Genomic DNA, 20700 nt, shown 5'->3' on the forward strand with positions numbered 1-20700 from the left:
TCCGATAAATCACCATGAATGCAGAGAGTCTATTATATTACACGTTCGATCTGCGCCACCGATCAGTAAAGTTTGCGTGCGCACACCATTTGCAACCTGTTGGATCCCTTTAACAAGATCGCCGCCTGTTACCCCCGTCGCGCTGAAAAGGATCTTATTTCCTCCTACCAGTTCGTCAAGCGCATAGATACGGTTGATTTCAACGCCCATCTCCGCGCAGCGCTGACGTTCCTGTGCTGCAATCAGGCGATGATCTGCGCTATCTCCTTTCGCTTCGCAAAAATCAATCAGCTCAGCCTGCATATCTCCCCCCAGCGCTTTAACCGCACAGGCCGAAATAACCCCTTCAGGCGCCCCGCCAATGGTATACATCAGATCATAAGGATTCTCCTGCATACAGGCCAATACGCTGGCGGCCACATCGCCATCGGGCAGAGCAAAGACTTTGACGCCAAGCCGCGTCGCCTCGGCAATCGCTGATTGAAGACGCGGTTTATCCAGCGTCACCATCCGCAGTCGATCCAGCGGTTTGCCCAACGCCTCAGCCACATTACGCAGATTGTCTGCCAACGGCAGCGCCAGATTAATCGCCCCTTTTGCAAAGCGATTAACAACCAGTTTTTTCATGTACATATCAGGAGCGCGTAACAGTGAACCTCGAGGTGCAAACGCCATGACGGCCAGCGCATTGCTTTGACCCATCGCCACCATTCGGGTTCCTTCAATAGGATCGACGGCGATATCTACCTCAGGTCCGGTATCGGTTCCCACTTCCTCGCCAATCCACAGCATCGGGGCTTGATCAATCTCCCCTTCGCCAATGACGATTCGTCCACGGATGGCAATACTGTTCAATGCTTCACGCATTGCCGTCACCGCCAGACCATCAATCTTGTTTTTATCGCCGCACCCGGTTTGCGGCCAGGCTGCCAGCGCAGCCTGTTCCGTGATACGAAATAGCGGCCATGCCAGCGACATCATATCGCCGCCTCCCCGATATCAACGCCAAAGTGTGCTAAAAGGTATTTTTCCGCTTCTTCATTCCAGATACCGTGCGTCTCTTCCACCAGCAGCGCCAGTTCTTTGAATAATGGGTCCGTTTTCCCTTTCTCCGCAAAATCAGCAATGGCGGTCAGTGGCATGGTAACGCCGTTGTATATCAGCTTTTTACCGCCGGGGATCGCAGGTAAGTTCAATACGGTGTGCGGAACCGCATCAAGGCCGCCAATGTGCGTCACCATAAACGACGGTTGCAGTTGGCCAGTTGCACTGAGCGCAATAGCCTCTTTCATATCATCCGTGGAACCGCCGGACGTTCCGACAACGTGAGTACTGTTGTAGTGCACGTTATAAAAGTTAAACGGCACTTTGAAGTTACTGTCCGTAGGGCCGGCAAAGAAATTCAGGCAGCCATCTTCCGCAAGTAAATCATCAGCCATTTCAATGACGGCTGGCACTGCCGCATACACAAAGACATCATCAAAACCTGCGTCATTGGTAAGAGCACGCAGCATCGCGGTCGGAGAATCCATGCCTGTAGTATTCACATAGATAAGCTCAATCCCCTTTTCTGCCGCTAACTCAACCGGCAACAGTTTTTTAGCCTGCGCCAGTCGCGCTTCGTCAATGTCGACCACCACCACACGTGACGGCTGAATGCTGCCGTTAATGGCATAATCTATAGCGCCAATCCCCATCGGCCCGGCGCAGGCCAGAAGCGCAATACTTCCCCCCGGCTTAATCCCCATACGGTGCTCATAAACGTAAGGCGTGGTGTGAAAATTCGCGTTATAAGCGCCAATAATGCAGCACATCGGCTCCGCCAGGGATGCTGCGGCAAAATAAGAACCGTGGTACGGTAAAACACAACCCAGATTAATCGCCACCTCCGGGATAATCATATATGTCGCATTACCGCCAAAATATTCGTAGCTGTATCCCGCTGAATAACCGCTTGGCAATCCCATCGCGGGTTGCAAAACAAAACGCTGGCCTTTCTTATATTTATCCGTCAGGTTTTTTCCAACCTCAACGATGATACCTGCACATTCATGCCCGGTAATAACCGGATGGTTTTCCAGGTCATCTGGTACGCGTTTATGATCGCTCCCTAATGCCGCCGCTTTCCAGGTAGATAAACAAACGCTATCGGATATTACGCTTACTAACAATTCATTATCTGTAATTGCAGGCAGCTCAAACTCGCGGATACGAATATCCTGCTTGCCATAAATGGCAGCAACTTTCGTTTTCATATTCACTCCATAAAATAGAATAAGGCTAGTTCGCCGTAATGCGTTTAAATAAATCGTCTAACAGTGGGTCACCAATATAGTTCTTAATCAGCACTAATGGCTTTTCGCTTACACGTTTAACACGACCTTCAAGACTGGCATGGGTGACAATAATATCGGCATCTTGTGGAACATTTTCGATGGCATAATGTGTCACGTTAATATTCAATCCCGCTTTCTCCAGACGTTTACGAAACGTGGTTGCCCCCATCGCGCTGGAACCCATTCCCGCATCACAGACAAAAGCAACGCGTTTAATATTTTTATAAGAGAATTTACCTTCCTGCTTCATCGCCTTGACGGCTCTGGCTGACTCAGCAAAGTCATCCTCACTTTCCGTTTCGACGCTCTTTTCCATTTTCAGGATTACAGAGGTAATAACAAAAGTCACTATTGTACCCGCAGTGACTCCTGCTATGGTCGCGAGGAAAGAACCTTTGGGCGTTAATGCCAGATAGGCGAATATTGATCCAGGGCTCGGACCCGCAACTAACCCACCGTCCAGCAGGTGGAATACCCACGTCCCGGTCATTCCCCCGGCAATCATCGCAATCAGGGTCAGAGGCTTCATCAGCACATACGGGAAATACAGTTCATGAATACCGCCGAGAAAGTGGATAATCATGGCGCCTGGCGCAGACTTTTTACTCATCCCTTTGCCAAAGATTGCAAAGCCAAGTAACAGACCTAACCCTGGACCTGGGTTAGATGCCACCATGAAGAAAATCGATTTTCCCGTTTCTGAAGCTTGTTGCATTCCCAGCGGATAATATACGCCCTGATCGATAGCATTATTCAGAAAAAGGATTTTCGCCGGTTCATTGATTACGGATAGCAACGGCAGATAACCCGCATGAACCAACGCTTCAATACATTCCTTCACAAAATTATTAGCAATGAGGACCGCCGGGCCAATGACTTCGAACCCCAGCAGGCATAACAGCATTCCCGCAATACCAAGAGAGAAGTTATTGATAACCATCTCGAAACCTGCAGGAATGCGTTTTTCCAGCAGACGATCGATATGCTTAATCACCCAGCCACCAAGCGGTCCCATCACCATCGCGCCAAGGAACATCGGGATATCCGCGCCGACGATAACGCCAATAGAACCAATGCCCCCCATTACTGCGCCACGTTTCCCGCCTACCAGATGTCCCCCTGTGGAGCCAATCATGACGGGCAGTAAATAGGTAATCATCGGACCGACAATTTTGGCGAAATGCTCGTTCGGCATCCAACCGGTAGGAATAAACAATGCGGTTATAAAACCCCAGGCAATAAACGCGCCGATGTTGGGAATGACCATGGCAGTCAAAAACCCACCAAAAGCCTGGACTTTGGCACGAGCAGACTTGTTTTCCATAATAATGTCCTGAAAGGAAACTGTGAATTATGCGTGGGCGATAATATCCGCCAGTTGTTTTTCTGATTTAGCTGATAACAAAGCGGTTAGCGCTTCCTCTTCACATAACAATTCACTTAAAGCCTGAATAGCACCAATATGTGAATCAGCATTTGCTGCCGATAGTCCGATTAATAATCTGATACCTTCATCATCTTCGGCAAATTTTACTTCCTGTTTGAGAAGCGTTAATGACATTCCGGTCTTTAATGCACCACACTCTGGGCGAGCGTGTGGCATGGCAACGCCAGGGGCTAAAATATAATAAGGTCCATTGTTAACCGTTGAATCTTTAATGGCCTGAATATAATCTGAATTGACATAATGATTGGCGAGTAAGGATGACATAGAAAAGTCAATTGCCTCCTGCCAGTTCTTTGCTGAATTTTTTATTGAGATAGATGATTCTGGAAAGTAATCAATCAGCCGCATACATTTTCCTTATTTTATTTTTAGGGTACGAGTTAGCGTTAAAAATAAAATACGCGCACGGCAAAATGAAATCAATCGAGGAGAAAAATACAGACAGCGCAGAATGTTTTTTGATGAGGCCTTTAAAAACAGATGGTTAAGGAGTTAAAAATAAAAAGCAATGCTAGTTATGTGACATCACCAGCAAATACCAAACAAGGATAAATATCACATTTGTGACGCAGATCTACAATGAAAGGTTGCGCAGGGATAAATAAACATCAACTGATTAAAAAACGGGCCGCCTGAGCGACCCGTTTTTACCTGTAATCGAAATTACAGCAGTTCTTTTGCTTTCGCGACGACGTTGTCGACGGTGAAGCCAAACTCTTCGAACAGCAGCTCTGCCGGAGCAGACTCACCAAAGGTGGTCATACCGACGATAGCGCCGTTCAGGCCCACATATTTGAACCAGTAGTCAGCGATACCAGCTTCCACTGCAACGCGAGCGGAAACCGCTTTCGGCAGTACGGACTCGCGGTAAGCGGCATCCTGCTTGTCGAACGCGTCGGTAGACGGCATGGAAACCACGCGCGCTTTAACGCCTTCAGCCGTCAGTTTGTCCCATGCAGCCACAGCCAGCTCAACTTCAGAACCGGTAGCAATGAAGATCAGTTCCGGCTGACCGGCGCAATCTTTCAGCACGTAACCACCGCGAGCGATGTTCGCCAGCTGCTCTTCGGTACGTTCCTGCTGTGCCAGGTTCTGACGGGAGAGGATCAGCGCGGTCGGGCCGTCCTGACGCTCTACGCCGTATTTCCATGCCACGGCAGATTCAACCTGGTCACACGGACGCCATGTGCTCATGTTCGGCGTCACGCGCAGAGAAGCAACCTGCTCTACCGGCTGGTGTGTCGGGCCATCTTCGCCCAGACCGATTGAGTCGTGGGTATAGACCATCACCTGACGCTGTTTCATCAGCGCAGCCATACGCACCGCGTTACGGGCATATTCTACGAACATCAGGAAGGTAGAGGTGTATGGCAGGAAACCACCGTGCAGCGCGATACCGTTAGCGATAGCGGTCATACCGAATTCACGCACACCGTAATGGATGTAGTTACCAGCGGTATCTTCGTTGATCGCTTTAGAACCCGACCACAGAGTCAGGTTAGAAGGTGCCAGGTCAGCAGAGCCGCCAAGGAATTCCGGCAGCAGAGGACCGAACGCTTCAATCGCGTTCTGAGACGCTTTACGACTGGCGATTTTGGATGGGTTAGCCTGCAGCTTAGCGATGAACTCGTTCGCTTTGGCGTCGAAATCAGCCGGCATTTCACCTTTCATACGGCGGGTGAATTCAGCCGCTTCCTGCGGGAAGGCTTTCGCATAAGCAGCGAACTTCTCGTACCATGCTGCTTCTTTTGCCTGACCAGCTTCTTTCGCATCCCACTGCGCGTAGATTTCAGACGGGATTTCGAACGGCGCGTATTTCCAGCCCAGCTGTTCACGGGTCAGTGCGATTTCTGCATCGCCCAGCGGCGCACCGTGAGAGTCATGGGTACCGGCTTTGTTCGGGGAACCGAAACCGATGATGGTTTTGCACATCAGCAGGGACGGTTTGTCGGTCACAGCGCGTGCTTCTTCAACTGCGCGTTTAATCGCGTCAGCATCGTGGCCATCAACGCCGCGAACCACGTGCCAGCCGTAAGCTTCAAAACGCTTAGCAGTGTCATCAGTGAACCAGCCTTCAACGTGGCCATCGATAGAGATGCCGTTGTCATCGTAGAACGCAACCAGTTTGCCCAGCTTCAGCGTACCGGCCAGGGAACATACCTCGTGAGAGATACCTTCCATCATGCAGCCGTCGCCCATGAAAGCGTAGGTGAAGTGGTCAACGATGTCGTGACCTGGACGGTTAAACTGCGCCGCCAGCGTTTTTTCAGCGATAGCCATACCCACTGCATTCGCAATGCCCTGACCCAGAGGACCGGTCGTGGTTTCAACACCCGCGGTGTAACCCACTTCCGGGTGACCCGGAGTTTTGGAGTGCAGCTGACGGAAGTTCTGCAGCTCGGACATCGGCAGATCGTAGCCGGTGAGGTGCAGCAGGCTGTAAATCAGCATGGAGCCGTGACCGTTAGACAGCACGAAGCGGTCACGGTCAGCCCAGGACGGGTTAGTCGGGTTGTGGTTCAGGAAATCACGCCACAGGACTTCGGCAATGTCAGCCATACCCATCGGGGCACCCGGGTGACCGGATTTGGCTTTCTGTACTGCGTCCATGCTCAGCGCACGAATAGCATTGGCAAGCTCTTTACGTGAGGACATTTTGACTCCAGATCGGATAATGAAGGCCACGCCCTAAACGACTTGACGACAGCGCGTTTTGGGCTACGCCGGAAAAAAGTGCCAACAATGTAACCCAAGCCGCGTGTCATGTACATGGAGCATCCTTTTACCGCTTCAGAAATCTCTGGATCGTGCGCGCAAGTTGCGCAATCTTCTCGCCCGCTTATTGTTCTTTTCTTTATACTTAGGCCGGGCGTCGGTTCACCTGCAAACGACGCATTTTTTAGAATAATCCTGACTTTGTGCGGAAGAGAAAAAATGAAAATTCGCGCTTTACTGCTTGCTACGAGCATGGCGGCGGCATTGACCGGCTGCCAGAACATGGACTCTAACGGACTGCTTTCTTCTGGCGCAGAGGCTTTTCAGGCCTACAGCCTGAGCGATGCGCAGGTAAAAGCGCTGAGCGATCAGGCCTGTAAGGATATGGACAGCAAAGCTACCATCGCCCCGGCTGGAAGCGAGTACGCAACGCGATTGGGTAAAATCGCCGCCGCGCTTGGCGATAACATTAACGGCCAGCCGGTGAACTACAAAGTCTATATGGCGAAAGATGTGAATGCTTTTGCCATGGCGAACGGCTGTATCCGCGTGTACAGCGGCTTGATGGATATGATGACCGACAACGAAGTTGAAGCGGTGATCGGCCATGAAATGGGCCACGTTGCGCTGGGCCACGTGAAAAAAGGCATGCAGGTTGCGCTGGGTACAAACGCCGTACGTGCAGCGGCGGCGTCAGCTGGCGGCATTGTCGGCAGCCTGTCACAGTCGCAATTGGGCGATCTTGGCGAGAAACTGGTGAACTCGCAGTTCTCCCAGCGTCAGGAATCCGAGGCGGATGATTACTCGTATGATTTGTTGCGCAAACGAGGGATCAGTCCGGCAGGCTTAGCCACCAGCTTTGAGAAACTGGCAAAACTGGAAGCGGGACGTCAAAGCTCAATGTTTGACGATCACCCGGCTTCCGCAGAACGTGCGCAACATATTCGCGATCGCATGAGCGCAGACGGAATTAAGTAATCTTCAAACAGTGCCGGATGGCGGCGTGAATGCCTTATCCGGCCTACAGATTTCATCCCATTATCGGACGTAATTGGCGAAGTCAGTTTGGGCCCGGCCAGCGCACAGCCACCGGAGCGTACACGTAGTACGTGAGGATGGCGAGCACTGCCCGGACCCAAAATGACGAGTAAAATAGTCCGACTATTATTCGCCTTTCTTCGCCGCCTGAATATACAGCATTTCCAGTGCTAACGTAGCCGCCGCCAGCGCGGTGATCTCAGACTGATCGTAGGCCGGAGCCACTTCCACCACATCCATCCCGACGATGTTCAGATCTTTCAGACCACGCACCAGCTTAATCGCGCGGTCAGACGTCAGACCGCCGATGACCGGCGTACCGGTACCCGGAGCAAACGCCGGATCCAGGCAGTCGATATCAAAGGTCAGGTAGACCGGCATATCGCCAACAATCTGCTTAACCTGCGCAATGATGTCATCTACGCCGCGATCGTTCACCTGGCACGCGTCCAGCACGGTAAAACCGTTATCTTTGTCGAACTCGGTACGGATACCAATCTGCACTGAGTGATTCGGATCGATCAGACCCTCGTTCGGCGCAGTGTAGAACATGGTGCCGTGGTCGAATTCACAGCCGTTAGCGTAGGTGTCGGTGTGGGCATCAAAGTGTACCAGCGCCATTTTACCAAAGTGCTTAGCGTGTGCGCGCAGCAGCGGCAGCGTGACGAAGTGGTCGCCGCCAAAGGAGAGCATGCGCTTACCAGCAGAAAGCAGCTTTTCAGCGTGCGCCTGCAGTTTTTCACTCATTTCACGCGCATCGCCGAACGCATAAACCAAATCGCCGCAGTCCACCACGTTCAGACGCTCGCGCATATCGAAGTTCCACGGGAAGCGGTTGTGCTCCCACGCCAGGTTAGTGGAAACCTGACGGATCGCAGCCGGACCATGACGACCGCCCGCGCGGCCAGACGTTGCCATATCAAACGGTACGCCGGTGATCACCCAGTCGGCGTCGCTGTCGTACGGCATGAAGTTCATCGGCAGACGCAAAAAACCAAAGGCGTTAGAAACCAGGGAGTTGTCGTATTGATGACCTAAGGTGCTCATGTACTGACCTCTTTAAAAATCGATGAAAAAAAATCCCCTCCGCGTCGTTAAGCCCGACGAGGAAGGGATTGATTTACGTGACTACTTGTATTGCCGAATTATCGCCGTTAATTTGTACGGATTCAAGCGAACCCGCACAGCTTTACTCGTCTTCCAGATAGGTATAACCGTACAGACCGGCCTCAAATTCTTCGAGGAACTGTTGCTGTAGCTCGGTATCCAGATCGGTGTTTTTCACCTGGTCACGGAACTGCGTCAGCAGGGTGTTTGGATCCAACTGCACGTACTGCAGCATATCCGCCACGGTATCGCCTTCGTCAGACAGCTCAACTTCTACGCTGCCGTCAGGGAAGACGAACACGTCAACCGCTTCGGTATCACCGAACAAGTTGTGCATGTTGCCAAGGATCTCCTGATACGCCCCTACCATAAAGAAGCCCAGCATCGGCGGGTTCTCCGGGTCGTATTCCGGCATCGGCATGGTGGTCGCAATGCCATCACCATCAACGTAGTGGTCGATAGCACCATCAGAGTCACAGGTGATATCCAACAGCACCGCTCGACGCTCTGGCGCCTGGTTCAGTCCTTCCAGCGGCATTACCGGGAACAGCTGATCGATCCCCCACGCATCCGGCATCGACTGGAACAGGGAGAAGTTGACGTAGATCTTATCCGCCATACGCTCCTGCAGCTCGTCGATAATCGGTCGGTGCGCGCGGTTGCTTGGGTCGAGTTGTTTTTGCACATCGTGACACATGTTCAGATAGAGCTGCTCTGCCCACGCGCGTTCCTGCAGGCTAAAGGTGCCTGAAGAGTAGCCAACGTGAATATCGTGCAGATCCATCTGGCTGTCGTGCAGCCATTCACGCAGCGAACGACGGGTTCCCGGCTCGTGCATCTCTTGCCAGGTTTCCCACATGCTTTGCAGGGCACGCGGCGCATCGTCAGCCGGGGGCGTTGCTTCGGTGTGTTCGCTACGCTCAACGCCGATAATGTTAGACACCAGCACGGTATGGTGCGCGGTAACCGCACGACCGGATTCGGTGATAACAGTTGGGTGCGGCAGGCCGTGCTCTTCGCAGGCATCGCCAATGGCCCAGATAATGTTGTTCGCGTATTCGTTCAGGCCGTAGTTTACGGAACAGTCAGATTGCGAACGGGTGCCTTCGTAATCCACGCCCAGACCACCGCCCACATCGAAGCACTGGATGTTCACGCCAAGCTTATGCAGTTCAACGTAGAAACGGGCGGATTCACGCACACCGGTGGCGATATCGCGAATATTCGCCATCTGGGAGCCAAGATGGAAGTGCAGCAACTGAATGCTGTCCAGACGGCCGCGCTCGCGCAGAATTTCTACCAGTTGCAGCACCTGGTTTGCCGCCAGGCCGAATTTCGATTTTTCACCGCCGGAGGACTGCCATTTACCGGAGCCCTGCGACGCCAGACGCGCACGCACGCCCAGACGCGGAACAACATTCAGGCGTTCAGCTTCATCCAGCACGATAGCGATTTCAGACATCTTCTCGATGACCAGATAGACCTTATGGCCCATTTTCTCGCCAATCAGCGCCAGACGGATGTATTCGCGGTCTTTATAACCGTTACACACGATCACGCTACGAGTCATTCCGGCGTGGGCCAGAACGGCCATCAGTTCAGCTTTAGAACCCGCTTCCAGTCCCAGCGGTTCGCCGGAGTGGATCAGCGATTCAATCACGCGGCGGTGCTGGTTGACCTTGATCGGGTAAACGAGGAAATAGTCACCGTTGTAGCCGTAAGATTCACGGGCGCGTTTAAAGGCGGCGTTAATCGAACGCAGACGGTGTTGCAGGATCTGCGGGAAGCAGAACAATGCAGGCAGACGCTGGCCCTGTGCTTCACGGGCTTTCACCAGCTCAGCAAGGTCAACGCGCGCTTCGGGTACGTCCGGATCCGGGCACACGCTGATGTGGCCCAGTTCATTGACGTCATAGTAGTTATTACCCCACCAGGCAATATTGTAAGTACGCAGCATCTTGCTGGCTTCCTGGGAACTCATTGCAACCTCCTGCATGGAGCGTAGTACACCGTGTTCGCCTGCTGACGAAGGCGAACCCAAAGAAATGTCGTCAGACATAGCGAACCTCAAATTTTATTAACAAGTGTAAAACAGTTGACTACTATCGCAATCCGAAGACGCGATAACAACCCAAATACAGGCAGAATTTCCAGCAGATAGTGCTGACGCTCCGACTGTGCGACCGGTTTCTTTTTCATATCAATGTAAACACGTAACCGAACTTAATGCTGACGGTTCGGCGAAACCACGAGAAAACTCTTGTTTACCAAGAGCGCCCTTGTTCAGTTCTTAGTGACCGTTACCGGCTCTTGAGTCCTGAGATACGCCGAGATGGGTACACACTTCATCCTTCATGCAGCCTCGACCAGCATGAATGATTTTGTGTATATAACATCGACAGGTATGCAAAGCAGAGATGCAGATTGCGGGGGACATATGTACACCAGAACGGTGCGACAGATTCAGCAGAATACAACGGTTCATTATCTCGTATCACCTCCACGGTTGCTCCTTACGGAACGAACCCACAAGCCAAAGCTAAAGTTTTAACCCGGCTGGAAGTGGCAACACGATGAAAACGTCGTGTGCTTTTGTCTATCCTAAATAATTCGAGTTGTGGGAAGGCGGCAACGCATAGAGTCCCCGGGAGCTTACATGAGTAAGTGACTGGGGCTAGCGAGACAAATCCGTCAGGAACGGATTTGAACGCTGTCCACAGCGCCCATAGGGCGAGCCCCAGGGACGGGGCGAGTATTGCCAACGCACATGCAACTTGAAGTATGACGGATATGAGCCGCGCGCCGCGTTTTATACCGACAACAGTACGAAAATGCAAAAGATAAATATGCACATTGCCAGCACCGTCAGGAAAAATTTCCAGTTTCATTTTCAGTACAATGCGACCTCAATCAAAAAAAGCTGGAAATCAGGCGAAGAACTGTCCTAAAATAGCCGTCCAGATGTTAATCCATCTATACCGATTAACACTCAGACTGCCAGTGTTCGTCATCTGCAGACTCATGGTAGAATCTTCTACACATGGCTATTCCACTCGACAGTTTGAGCTAACCAAATTCTCCTTAGGTGAAATTAAATATGGCAAAACACCTTTTTACGTCCGAGTCCGTATCAGAAGGGCATCCTGACAAAATCGCTGACCAAATCTCTGATGCTGTGCTGGATGCAATCCTGGAGCAGGATCCGAAAGCACGCGTTGCCTGCGAAACCTACGTCAAAACCGGCATGGTTTTAGTTGGCGGTGAGATCACCACCAGCGCATGGGTTGATATCGAAGAGATCACCCGTAACACAGTTCGCGAAATTGGCTATGTGCATTCCGACATGGGTTTTGACGCCAACTCTTGTGCGGTACTCAGCGCGATTGGTAAACAGTCTCCGGACATCAACCAGGGTGTTGACCGTGCCGATCCGCTGGAACAGGGCGCAGGCGACCAGGGTCTGATGTTTGGTTATGCAACCAACGAAACCGACGTGCTGATGCCTGCCCCAATAACCTATGCTCACCGTCTGGTGCAGCGTCAGGCTGAAGTGCGTAAAAACGGCACCTTATCCTGGCTGCGTCCGGATGCAAAAAGCCAGGTCACCTTCCAGTATGATGACGGCAAAATCGTCGGTATCGATGCAGTTGTTCTGTCTACTCAACACTCTGAAGATATCGACCAGAAATCGCTGCAAGAAGCCGTTATGGAAGAGATCATCAAGCCGGTGCTGCCGACTGAATGGCTGACCGCTTCGACCAAATTCTTCATCAACCCAACCGGTCGTTTCGTTATCGGCGGCCCAATGGGTGATTGCGGCCTGACGGGTCGTAAAATCATTGTTGATACCTACGGCGGTATGGCACGTCACGGTGGCGGCGCATTCTCTGGTAAGGATCCGTCTAAAGTTGACCGTTCCGCAGCCTATGCAGCCCGCTATGTAGCGAAAAACATCGTTGCCGCAGGCCTGGCTGACCGCTGCGAGATTCAGGTTTCCTACGCAATCGGCGTGGCTGAACCGACCTCTATCATGGTGGAAACGTTCGGTACTGAAAAAGTGCCTTCAGAACAGCTGACCCTGCTGGTGCGTGAGTTCTTCGACCTGCGTCCGTATGGCCTGATTCAGATGCTGGATCTGCTGCACCCGATTTACAAAGAAACCGCTGCTTACGGTCACTTTGGTCGCGAACATTTCCCATGGGAAAAAACCGACAAAGCCGCTCTGCTGCGTGAAGCTGCCGGTCTGAAGTAATTTCCCCCACAGCTCAACGCTTATAAGACCAGCTTCGCGCTGGTCTTTTTTTATGTCCTTTTCTCTCTCCTACCTCATTGCTAAAACAACCTTGATTTCCATTGCATTAAACAACAAATGAAAGCGATTACATAGCTCAGTATTTCTATCCACCTTGACTTAACACACCTTTACTACTAAAGCTGCATCACCGTTACATTATATTTCAGTATTGTCTTAAAATCAGGCAACCAACTTTTCCAGCCCTAAATAAATAATGTTAACTTTCAAATAATTAATCAATAATCCGTATGAATGTCAGTGTAACCGATTACACTAATGTGATGTAATTCGCATTTTTTTACCCCGTACTCACCTACCCTTAACATCAACAAAACTAGCTACCCAACCGGAGGGCATCATGCCTGACAATAAAAAAACGGGGCGTTCCAACAAAGCTATGACATTTTTTGTCTGCTTCCTGGCAGCCCTGGCTGGATTACTTTTTGGCCTGGATATCGGTGTTATTGCCGGTGCTTTACCTTTCATCACCGACGAGTTTCAAATTACCCCGCACACTCAGGAATGGGTGGTGAGTTCCATGATGTTTGGTGCGGCAGTGGGCGCCGTCGGCAGCGGCTGGCTCTCCTTCAAGCTGGGTCGTAAAAAGAGTCTGATGATCGGCGCAATTCTGTTTGTTGCCGGTTCGCTGTTCTCCGCCGCAGCGCCAAACGTTGAAGTGCTGCTGGTTTCCCGCGTCCTGCTCGGCCTGGCTGTAGGCGTTGCGTCTTATACCGCGCCGCTGTACCTGTCTGAAATTGCCCCGGAAAAAATTCGCGGCAGCATGATCTCTATGTATCAGTTGATGATCACCATCGGTATTTTAGGTGCGTATCTTTCCGATACAGCGTTTAGCTACAGCGGCGCATGGCGCTGGATGCTGGGTGTGATCATCATCCCTGCCTTGCTGTTGCTGGTTGGCGTCATCTTCCTGCCGGACAGCCCGCGTTGGTTTGCTGCTAAACGTCGCTTTGTCGATGCCGAACGCGTACTGTTGCGTCTGCGTGACACCAGCGCTGAAGCCAAACGTGAGCTGGATGAAATTCGTGAAAGCCTGCAGGTGAAGCAGAGCGGATGGGCGCTGTTTAAAGAGAACAGCAACTTCCGCCGCGCAGTGTTCCTTGGCGTGCTGTTACAGGTGATGCAGCAGTTCACCGGGATGAACGTCATTATGTATTACGCGCCAAAAATCTTTGAACTGGCGGGTTATACCAACACCACCGAGCAGATGTGGGGAACGGTTATCGTTGGCCTGACCAACGTGCTGGCAACCTTTATCGCCATTGGCCTGGTTGACCGTTGGGGCCGTAAGCCTACGCTGATCCTCGGCTTTATCGTCATGGCCGTCGGTATGGGCGTGCTGGGTACAATGATGCACGTGGGGATTCACTCGGCTGCCGCACAATACTTCGCAGTGCTGATGCTGCTGATGTTTATCGTTGGCTTTGCGATGAGCGCCGGTCCGCTGATTTGGGTACTGTGCTCTGAAATCCAGCCGCTGAAAGGTCGCGATTTCGGCATCACCTGCTCTACCGCAACCAACTGGATTGCCAACATGATCGTCGGCGCAACCTTCCTGACGATGCTGAACTCGCTGGGCAGCGCCAACACCTTCTGGGTCTACGGTGGCCTGAACGTACTGTTCATCTTCCTGACTCTGTGGCTGATCCCTGAAACTAAAAACGTCTCTCTGGAACACATTGAACGTAACCTGATGAAAGGTCGTAAACTGCGCGAAATTGGCGCACACGACTAATCACGAAAGGCTTTCTCCCCCAGCGGGAGGAAGCCTACCTCTTGCAGTCCCTTCCCTGTCGCACTATCCTCTGCCGTTATGAAAACCTCCCGTCTCCCTATCGCCATCCAGCAAGCCGTTATGCGCAGCCTGCGGGAAAAACTCGCCCAGGCCAATCTCAAGCTGGAACGCCAATACCCGGAGCCAAAGCTGGTTTACCAACAGCGCGGAACCGCCGCGGGTACCGCGTGGCTACAAACCTATGAAATTCGCCTTAACCCCGTCCTGCTGATGGAGAACGTCGACGCGTTCGTTAACGAAGTGGTGCCCCACGAACTGGCGCATTTACTGGTGTGGAAGCATTTTGGCCGCGTGTCGCCGCACGGGAAAGAGTGGAAATGGATGATGGAGAGCGTGCTGGGCGTACCAGCCCGGCGTACGCATCAATTTGAACTGCAATCGGTGCAGCGTAAGACCTTTACTTACCGCTGTAAGTGTCAGGAACACCAACTGACCGTTCGTCGACATAACCGTGTTGTACGTGGTGAGGCCACCTACCGCTGCGTTCACTGTGGCGAACCGCTGGTTGTGGAATAATCTTCAGAATTATCAGGAACTTTTCTGATCTAACTGATTGCATACAGGAATAACTTTCGCTACGTTGCGGGCTCGTTTTGACACGGAGTTCGTGATGTACCGTAATCTTTCTTTTGCTGCGGCCCTGTTAGCCGCAGCGTTTTCAGGTCCGGTTTTAGCCGAAGGCATCAACAGCTTTTCTCAGGCAAAAGCGGCAGGCGTCAAAGTTAACGCCGATGCGCCGGGCGATTTCTATTGTGGCTGTAAAATTAACTGGCAAGGCAAAAAAGGGGTCGTTGACCTCGAATCATGTGGCTATAAAGTACGAAAAAATGAAAACCGCGCCAGCCGAATTGAATGGGAGCACGTTGTCCCCGCCTGGCAATTTGGTCATCAGCGCCAGTGCTGGCAGGATGGAGGGCGCAAAAACTGCGCCAAAGATCCGGTCTATCGCAAAATGGAAAGCGATATGCATAACCTGCAGCCTGCGGTCGGTGAAGTAAATGGCGATCGTGCAAACTTTATGTACAGCCAGTGGAACGGTGGCGAAGGTCAGTATGGGCAATGCACTATGAAGGTTGATTTCAAAGAGAAAGTTGCCGAACCACCAGCCCGCGCCCGCGGCGCCATCGCACGCACCTATTTTTACATGCGTGACCAGTACGACCTGACGCTCTCTCGCCAGCAAACCCAGCTTTTTAATGCCTGGAATAAGCAATATCCGGTCACCGACTGGGAGTGTGAGCGCGACGAACGCATCGCGAAGGTACAGGGTAACCATAACCCATATGTGCAACGCGCTTGCCAGGCGCAAAAGAGCTAACCTACACTAGCGTCAATATTTTTAACCATGCCCTGGCCTTTCGTAGCCCAGGGCCAAGACGCGGATGTTTAACTATGCGCATTCCTCGCATTTATCACCCTGAGCCACTCACTTCCGGCAGCCAAATATCACTGTGTGAAGATGCAGCCAACCATATTGGCCGCGTGCTACGTATGGGACCGGGCCAGGCGCTACAGCTGTTTGATGGCAGCAATCAGGTATTCGACGCTGAAATCACCCACGCCAGTAAAAAAAGCGTGGATGTGAAGGTGCTTAACGCCGAACTCGACGATCGTGAATCGCCGTTGCACATCCACCTGGGTCAGGTGATGTCGCGCGGAGAAAAAATGGAATTTACTATCCAGAAATCGATCGAACTGGGTGTAAGCCTCATTACGCCACTTTTTTCTGAGCGCTGCGGCGTTAAACTGGACAGTGAACGCCTGAACAAGAAGCTCCAGCAGTGGCAGAAAATCGCTATTGCCGCCTGCGAACAGTGCGGTCGTAACCGGGTGCCTGAAATTCGCCCGGCAATGGATTTGGAAGCGTGGTGCGCGGAACAGGATGAAGGTCTGAAACTGAACCTGCATCCGCGCGCCAGCGCCAGCATCAATACGCTGCCGCTGCCGGTGGAACGCATCCGCTTGCTGATTGGCCCGGAAGGCGGGTTGTCAGCAGATGAAATTGCCATGACCGCACGCTATCAGTTTACTGATATTCTGTTAGGACCTCGCGTTCTGCGTACTGAGACAACTGCGCTCACCGCCATTACCGCGTTACAAGTGCGTTTTGGCGATCTGGGCTAAGGCATAAACGGAGAAGAACATGATTAAGCTCGGCATCGTGATGGATCCCATCGCAAGCATCAACATCAAGAAAGATTCCAGCTTCGCTATGCTGCTGGAAGCGCAACGTCGCGGTTACGAAATTCATTATATGGAGATGGCCGATCTTTATCTGGAAAACGGTGAAGCCCGCGCCCGCACACGTATCCTGAGCGTAGAGCAGAACTACGACAAGTGGTATGAGTTTAAGAGCGAGCAGGATCTCCCGCTGGCAGACCTGGACGTCATTCTGATGCGTAAGGATCCGCCGTTTGATACCGAGTTCATCTACGCGACCTATATTCTGGAACGTGCAGAAGAGAAAGGAACGCTAATCGTCAACAAGCCGCAGAGCCTGCGCGATTGCAACGAAAAGCTGTTCACCGCATGGTTTGCCGACCTGACGCCGGAAACGCTGGTCACGCGTAACAAAGCGCAGCTGAAAGCCTTCTGGCAAAAACACAGCGACATCATTCTCAAACCGCTGGACGGCATGGGCGGCGCATCTATTTTCCGCGTGAAGGAAGGCGATCCGAACCTCGGCGTGATTGCTGAAACGCTGACCGAGCACGGTACCCGCTACTGCATGGCGCAGAACTATCTGCCAGCAATTAAAGATGGCGATAAACGCGTGCTGGTGGTCGATGGCGAACCTGTTCCGTACTGCCTGGCGCGTATTCCACAGGGCGGTGAAACCCGTGGCAACCTGGCCGCCGGTGGCCGTGGCGAGCCGCGTCCATTAACCGACAGCGACTGGGAAATCGCACGCCGCATTGGGCCAACGCTGAAAGCGAAAGGTTTGATTTTTGTCGGTCTGGATATCATTGGCGATCGCCTGACAGAAATTAACGTCACCAGCCCAACCTGTATTCGTGAAATTGAAGCGGAGTTCCCTGTTTCGATTACCGGTATGCTGATGGATGCCATTGAAGCGCGTTTGCAGAAATAAATATGTTGCCGGATAGCGACGCCATCGCGTCTTATTCGGCCTGGAATTACACCCCGTAGGCCGGATTAGGCGAAGCCGCCATCCGGCAAAGCTATCTTCAGAGGGTGACATCTTCGAGCTTTGCCCACATACTGGGCTCTGTTGCTTTTTTGAACCAGGAAACAGAACCTCTGACAATGAATTTACAGCATCACTTTCTGATTGCCATGCCTGCTCTCCAGGATCCGATTTTCCGCCGTTCCGTGGTGTACATCTGTGAACATAATGAGAACGGAGCAATGGGGATTATCGTTAATAAGCCTCTGGAAAACTTACAGATTGAAGGAATTCTGGAAAAGCTGAAGATTACGCCAGAAGAACGCGATCCGGCCATTCGTCTGGATAAACCGGTGATGCTCGGCGGACCGCTGGCGGAAGACCGTGGGTTTATTCTGCATACCCCGCCGTCACGCTTTGCATCCAGTATCCGCATCTCAGATAACACCATCATCACAACCTCCCGCGATGTATTAGAAACCCTGGGTACGCAGGAGCAACCGTCCGAAGTGCTGGTTGCGCTGGGTTATTCATCATGGGAAAAAGGTCAACTGGAGCAAGAGCTACTGGATAACGCCTGGCTCACGGCCCCCGCAGACCTCAACATCTTATTCAAAACGCCGATTTCCGATCGCTGGCGCGATGCGGCGAAGCTTATCGGGATTGATATTCAGACCATGCCTGGCGTGGCGGGACATGCCTGATGAGCGGAACATTACTCTCTTTTGATTTTGGTACAAAAAGTATCGGCGTCGCGGTTGGCCAACGCATTACCGGTACGGCAAGACCCTTGCCCGCCATCAAAGCGCAGGACGGTACGCCGGACTGGAGTTTGATTGAACGTCTGCTCAAAGAGTGGCAGCCGGACGAAATTATCGTAGGTCTGCCGCTCAACATGGATGGCACCGAACAACCCCTTACTGCGCGCGCGCGCAAGTTCGCTAACCGCATTCACGGTCGCTTTGGCGTTACCGTAACGCTGCACGATGAACGCTTGAGCACCGTCGAAGCCCGCTCTGGCCTGTTTGAGCAAGGCGGATACCGGGCGTTGAATAAAGGCAAAGTAGACTCTGCTTCTGCCGTGGTCATCCTCGAAAGCTATTTCGAGCAGGGCTACTAAAGCCGCCCCTGCGCCTGTCGCTGCTGCAGACTTTGTGCAAACGTCTGCATGCCTGTCTGCTGCCCGGTTTGAATTACGCCGGGTAGCTGATGCGTTTTCCCTTCACGAATCAAATTGCCCACGGCGGGCGTGTTGACGAGCAGCTCGAATAGCGCCACGCGTCCTCCCAGCTTATCTTCCTCCAGCTTTTGCGAAAGCACTGCCCGCAGGCTGTCTGCCAGTTGATTACGCACCGGATCCTTCTCCTGCGCGGGAAAGGTATCCACCAGCCGTGCGATAGCCTGCGCAGCCCCTCGCGTATGTAACGTTGCCAGCACCAGGTGCCCGGTTTCCGCTGCCGTTAATGCCAGACGAATGGTTTCCACGTCGCGCAGTTCGCCCAGCAAAATGACGTCGGGATCTTCACGCAGCGCGCCGCGCAAGCCAGCGGCAAAAGAAGCACAGTGTACGCCCACCTCCCGTTGTTGAATAAGACAGCGCTGGCTGGTGTAGCGATATTCAATCGGGTCTTCCAGCGTCAGAATATGCCCCGCAATATGCTGATTAAGGTACTCCACCATCGCTGCCAGGGTCGTTGATTTACCGCTGCCGGTGGCTCCCGTGACCAGAATCAATCCATGTTCACTGTGCAGCAGTTCAGGTATGGCCTCGGGAGTCTGGAGATCGTCTAAACGTGGACAATCAAGCGGGAGCAATCTTAGCGCCAGCGACGTACCCTGTTGATGAACAAAAGCGCTGGCGCGCAGACGTCGGGAATCTGCCAGCGCAATAGCAAAATCAATCTGCCCCTGTTTCCGCCACTGTACCTGTTGTTGCTCGCTGAGCCAGCACATCAGCAGATTCTCCACGTCAGGCGGAGTAAATGGCGCGATTTCGACTTTTCCACGTATGCGCCAGCGCGCAGGCCATGCATTGCACAGGTGTAGATCCGACACGTTATGCTTTACACTAAGGGCCACTATTTCTTCCATATTCATATGAACATCCTCGGAAAATGAACGATATCGCGCATAACCTGGCACATGTCCGGGACAAAATCTCAGCCGCCGCGACGCGTTGCGGGCGGTCTTCAGAAGAAATTATGTTGCTTGCAGTCAGCAAAACCAAACCTGCGAGCGCCATCGAAGAAGCCATTACCGCAGGGCAGCGTGCCTTCGGTGAAAACTATGTTCAGGAGGGGGTGGATAAAATCCGCTACTTCCAGGAAAAAGGCGTTAACGATCTGCAGTGGCACTTTATCGGCCCGCTGCAGTCCAACAAAAGTCGTCTGGTCGCTGAACATTTTGACTGGTGCCATACGATCGACCGTCTGCGTATCGCTGCCCGACTGAGCGAACAGCGCCCGGCGGGACTGCCGCCGCTGAATGTGCTGATTCAGATTAATATCAGTGACGAGAACAGTAAGTCAGGAATTCCGCTGGCAGAACTTGAGGCACTGGCCGCTGACGTCGCTGCACTGCCGCGCATTACCCTGCGTGGTTTGATGGCGATCCCGGCGCCAGAGTCAGATTATGTAAGGCAGTTTGAAGTTGCACAGCAAATGGCGGTAGCATTTGCTGGGTTGAAAACACGTTACCCAAGTATCGACACGCTCTCACTGGGGATGTCTGATGATATGGATGCCGCAATCGCGGCAGGTAGCACGATGGTGCGCATCGGCACTGCCATTTTTGGTGCTCGTGATTACACTAAAAAATAAGGAA

20 protein-coding genes are annotated in these 20700 nt (G+C 52.4%); 10 read left to right on the plus strand and 10 right to left on the minus strand.

Features of this window, described 5'->3' with window-relative positions; all coding sequences use genetic code 11:
- Window positions 1-9: 9 nt before the first annotated feature.
- The 5 genes from glpX to tkt all read right to left on the minus strand — a co-directional run bounded on the left by glpX (window position 10) and on the right by tkt (window position 6438).
- Window positions 10-981 (minus strand): class II fructose-bisphosphatase, encoded by a 972-nt coding sequence (gene glpX / locus OGW16_RS17645; RefSeq protein ID WP_286518665.1) that lies wholly within the window; start codon window positions 979-981, stop codon window positions 10-12.
- The gene (locus OGW16_RS17650; protein ID WP_043017534.1) at window positions 978-2255 is read right to left on the minus strand and encodes a zinc-binding dehydrogenase; all 1278 of its coding nucleotides are present in this window, start codon (window positions 2253-2255) and stop codon (window positions 978-980) included. The genes glpX and OGW16_RS17650 overlap by 4 nt, the downstream gene beginning before the upstream one ends.
- 25 nt (window positions 2256-2280) lie before the next feature.
- The gene (locus OGW16_RS17655; RefSeq protein ID WP_047408864.1) at window positions 2281-3660 is read right to left on the minus strand and encodes a PTS mannitol transporter subunit IIBC; all 1380 of its coding nucleotides are present in this window, start codon (window positions 3658-3660) and stop codon (window positions 2281-2283) included.
- Window positions 3661-3687: 27 nt separating this feature from the next.
- Window positions 3688-4131: a PTS mannitol transporter subunit IIA gene (cmtB, locus tag OGW16_RS17660; protein ID WP_043017536.1), complete on the minus strand. Its 444-nt coding sequence runs from the start codon at window positions 4129-4131 to the stop codon at window positions 3688-3690.
- Between the two features lie 315 nt (window positions 4132-4446).
- Entirely contained in the window at window positions 4447-6438 is a 1992-nt protein-coding gene (gene tkt / locus OGW16_RS17665; protein ID WP_286518666.1) for a transketolase, read from the minus strand.
- 279 nt (window positions 6439-6717) lie between these two features.
- On the opposite strand from tkt, the gene loiP reads away from it, so the two are divergent.
- The gene (gene loiP, locus OGW16_RS17670) at window positions 6718-7476 is read left to right on the plus strand and encodes a metalloprotease LoiP (RefSeq protein WP_043017538.1); all 759 of its coding nucleotides are present in this window, start codon (window positions 6718-6720) and stop codon (window positions 7474-7476) included.
- 186 nt (window positions 7477-7662) lie between these two features.
- On the opposite strand, the gene speB is transcribed toward loiP, so the two are convergent.
- From speB to yqgG, 4 genes are all read right to left on the minus strand, one after another.
- Window positions 7663-8583 carry an agmatinase gene (gene speB, locus OGW16_RS17675; RefSeq protein WP_005123314.1) on the minus strand — a complete coding sequence of 307 codons (921 nt, stop codon included), beginning with the start codon at window positions 8581-8583 and terminating at the stop codon, window positions 7663-7665.
- Between the two features lie 142 nt (window positions 8584-8725).
- The gene (gene speA / locus OGW16_RS17680) at window positions 8726-10702 is read right to left on the minus strand and encodes a biosynthetic arginine decarboxylase (protein WP_072033361.1); all 1977 of its coding nucleotides are present in this window, start codon (window positions 10700-10702) and stop codon (window positions 8726-8728) included.
- An 8-nt stretch (window positions 10703-10710) separates the two neighbouring features.
- Entirely contained in the window at window positions 10711-10842 is a 132-nt protein-coding gene (yqgB, locus tag OGW16_RS17685; protein WP_049041971.1) for an acid stress response protein YqgB, read from the minus strand.
- 91 nt (window positions 10843-10933) lie between these two features.
- Window positions 10934-11128: a small protein YqgG gene (gene yqgG / locus OGW16_RS26480; protein WP_072033362.1), complete on the minus strand. Its 195-nt coding sequence runs from the start codon at window positions 11126-11128 to the stop codon at window positions 10934-10936.
- 612 nt (window positions 11129-11740) lie between these two features.
- Between yqgG and metK the strand changes: the two genes are divergently transcribed.
- The 8 genes from metK to ruvX all read left to right on the plus strand — a co-directional run bounded on the left by metK (window position 11741) and on the right by ruvX (window position 18997).
- Window positions 11741-12895 carry a methionine adenosyltransferase gene (gene metK / locus OGW16_RS17695; RefSeq protein WP_003027071.1) on the plus strand — a complete coding sequence of 385 codons (1155 nt, stop codon included), beginning with the start codon at window positions 11741-11743 and terminating at the stop codon, window positions 12893-12895.
- A 400-nt stretch (window positions 12896-13295) separates the two neighbouring features.
- Complete coding sequence (gene galP, locus OGW16_RS17700; RefSeq protein WP_003027074.1) at window positions 13296-14690, plus strand: galactose/proton symporter; 1395 nt, start codon at window positions 13296-13298, stop codon at window positions 14688-14690.
- Between the two features lie 78 nt (window positions 14691-14768).
- Window positions 14769-15266 (plus strand): SprT family zinc-dependent metalloprotease, encoded by a 498-nt coding sequence (locus OGW16_RS17705; protein ID WP_087052022.1) that lies wholly within the window; start codon window positions 14769-14771, stop codon window positions 15264-15266.
- A 94-nt stretch (window positions 15267-15360) separates the two neighbouring features.
- Entirely contained in the window at window positions 15361-16068 is a 708-nt protein-coding gene (gene endA / locus OGW16_RS17710; protein ID WP_043017541.1) for a deoxyribonuclease I, read from the plus strand.
- A gap of 74 nt (window positions 16069-16142) precedes the next feature.
- Entirely contained in the window at window positions 16143-16874 is a 732-nt protein-coding gene (rsmE, locus tag OGW16_RS17715; protein WP_016154393.1) for a 16S rRNA (uracil(1498)-N(3))-methyltransferase, read from the plus strand.
- A gap of 19 nt (window positions 16875-16893) precedes the next feature.
- On the plus strand, window positions 16894-17841 hold the full coding sequence (gene gshB, locus OGW16_RS17720) for a glutathione synthase (RefSeq protein ID WP_047408847.1): 948 nt from the start codon (window positions 16894-16896) through the stop codon (window positions 17839-17841).
- A gap of 176 nt (window positions 17842-18017) precedes the next feature.
- Window positions 18018-18581 carry a YqgE/AlgH family protein gene (locus OGW16_RS17725; protein ID WP_047408844.1) on the plus strand — a complete coding sequence of 188 codons (564 nt, stop codon included), beginning with the start codon at window positions 18018-18020 and terminating at the stop codon, window positions 18579-18581.
- The gene (ruvX, locus tag OGW16_RS17730) at window positions 18581-18997 is read left to right on the plus strand and encodes a Holliday junction resolvase RuvX (protein WP_008785771.1); all 417 of its coding nucleotides are present in this window, start codon (window positions 18581-18583) and stop codon (window positions 18995-18997) included. The genes OGW16_RS17725 and ruvX overlap by 1 nt, the downstream gene beginning before the upstream one ends.
- On the opposite strand, the gene OGW16_RS17735 is transcribed toward ruvX, so the two are convergent.
- Complete coding sequence (locus OGW16_RS17735) at window positions 18994-19974, minus strand: type IV pilus twitching motility protein PilT (protein WP_100194828.1); 981 nt, start codon at window positions 19972-19974, stop codon at window positions 18994-18996. The genes ruvX and OGW16_RS17735 overlap by 4 nt on opposite strands.
- Window positions 19975-19991: 17 nt before the next feature.
- Between OGW16_RS17735 and OGW16_RS17740 the strand changes: the two genes are divergently transcribed.
- Window positions 19992-20696 carry a YggS family pyridoxal phosphate-dependent enzyme gene (locus OGW16_RS17740; RefSeq protein WP_221922875.1) on the plus strand — a complete coding sequence of 235 codons (705 nt, stop codon included), beginning with the start codon at window positions 19992-19994 and terminating at the stop codon, window positions 20694-20696.
- Window positions 20697-20700 lie beyond the last annotated feature (4 nt).

It is taken from the genome of Citrobacter sp. Ce104 (assembly GCF_030334595.1).
GTDB classification, from domain to species: Bacteria; Pseudomonadota; Gammaproteobacteria; order Enterobacterales; family Enterobacteriaceae; genus Citrobacter; species Citrobacter europaeus.

Coding starts and splice junctions, on each gene's coding strand:
- glpX (WP_286518665.1), bottom strand. CDS start 981: ATGATGTCGCTGGCATGGCCGCTATTTCGTATCACGGAACAGGCTGCG.
- OGW16_RS17650 (WP_043017534.1), bottom strand. CDS start 2,255: ATGAAAACGAAAGTTGCTGCCATTTATGGCAAGCAGGATATTCGTATC.
- OGW16_RS17655 (WP_047408864.1), bottom strand. CDS start 3,660: ATGGAAAACAAGTCTGCTCGTGCCAAAGTCCAGGCTTTTGGTGGGTTT.
- cmtB (WP_043017536.1), bottom strand. CDS start 4,131: ATGCGGCTGATTGATTACTTTCCAGAATCATCTATCTCAATAAAAAAT.
- tkt (WP_286518666.1), bottom strand. CDS start 6,438: ATGTCCTCACGTAAAGAGCTTGCCAATGCTATTCGTGCGCTGAGCATG.
- loiP (WP_043017538.1), top strand. CDS start 6,718: ATGAAAATTCGCGCTTTACTGCTTGCTACGAGCATGGCGGCGGCATTG.
- speB (WP_005123314.1), bottom strand. CDS start 8,583: ATGAGCACCTTAGGTCATCAATACGACAACTCCCTGGTTTCTAACGCC.
- speA (WP_072033361.1), bottom strand. CDS start 10,702: ATGTCTGACGACATTTCTTTGGGTTCGCCTTCGTCAGCAGGCGAACAC.
- yqgB (WP_049041971.1), bottom strand. CDS start 10,842: ATGAAAAAGAAACCGGTCGCACAGTCGGAGCGTCAGCACTATCTGCTG.
- yqgG (WP_072033362.1), bottom strand. CDS start 11,128: ATGAACCGTTGTATTCTGCTGAATCTGTCGCACCGTTCTGGTGTACAT.
- metK (WP_003027071.1), top strand. CDS start 11,741: ATGGCAAAACACCTTTTTACGTCCGAGTCCGTATCAGAAGGGCATCCT.
- galP (WP_003027074.1), top strand. CDS start 13,296: ATGCCTGACAATAAAAAAACGGGGCGTTCCAACAAAGCTATGACATTT.
- OGW16_RS17705 (WP_087052022.1), top strand. CDS start 14,769: ATGAAAACCTCCCGTCTCCCTATCGCCATCCAGCAAGCCGTTATGCGC.
- endA (WP_043017541.1), top strand. CDS start 15,361: ATGTACCGTAATCTTTCTTTTGCTGCGGCCCTGTTAGCCGCAGCGTTT.
- rsmE (WP_016154393.1), top strand. CDS start 16,143: ATGCGCATTCCTCGCATTTATCACCCTGAGCCACTCACTTCCGGCAGC.
- gshB (WP_047408847.1), top strand. CDS start 16,894: ATGATTAAGCTCGGCATCGTGATGGATCCCATCGCAAGCATCAACATC.
- OGW16_RS17725 (WP_047408844.1), top strand. CDS start 18,018: ATGAATTTACAGCATCACTTTCTGATTGCCATGCCTGCTCTCCAGGAT.
- ruvX (WP_008785771.1), top strand. CDS start 18,581: ATGAGCGGAACATTACTCTCTTTTGATTTTGGTACAAAAAGTATCGGC.
- OGW16_RS17735 (WP_100194828.1), bottom strand. CDS start 19,974: ATGAATATGGAAGAAATAGTGGCCCTTAGTGTAAAGCATAACGTGTCG.
- OGW16_RS17740 (WP_221922875.1), top strand. CDS start 19,992: ATGAACGATATCGCGCATAACCTGGCACATGTCCGGGACAAAATCTCA.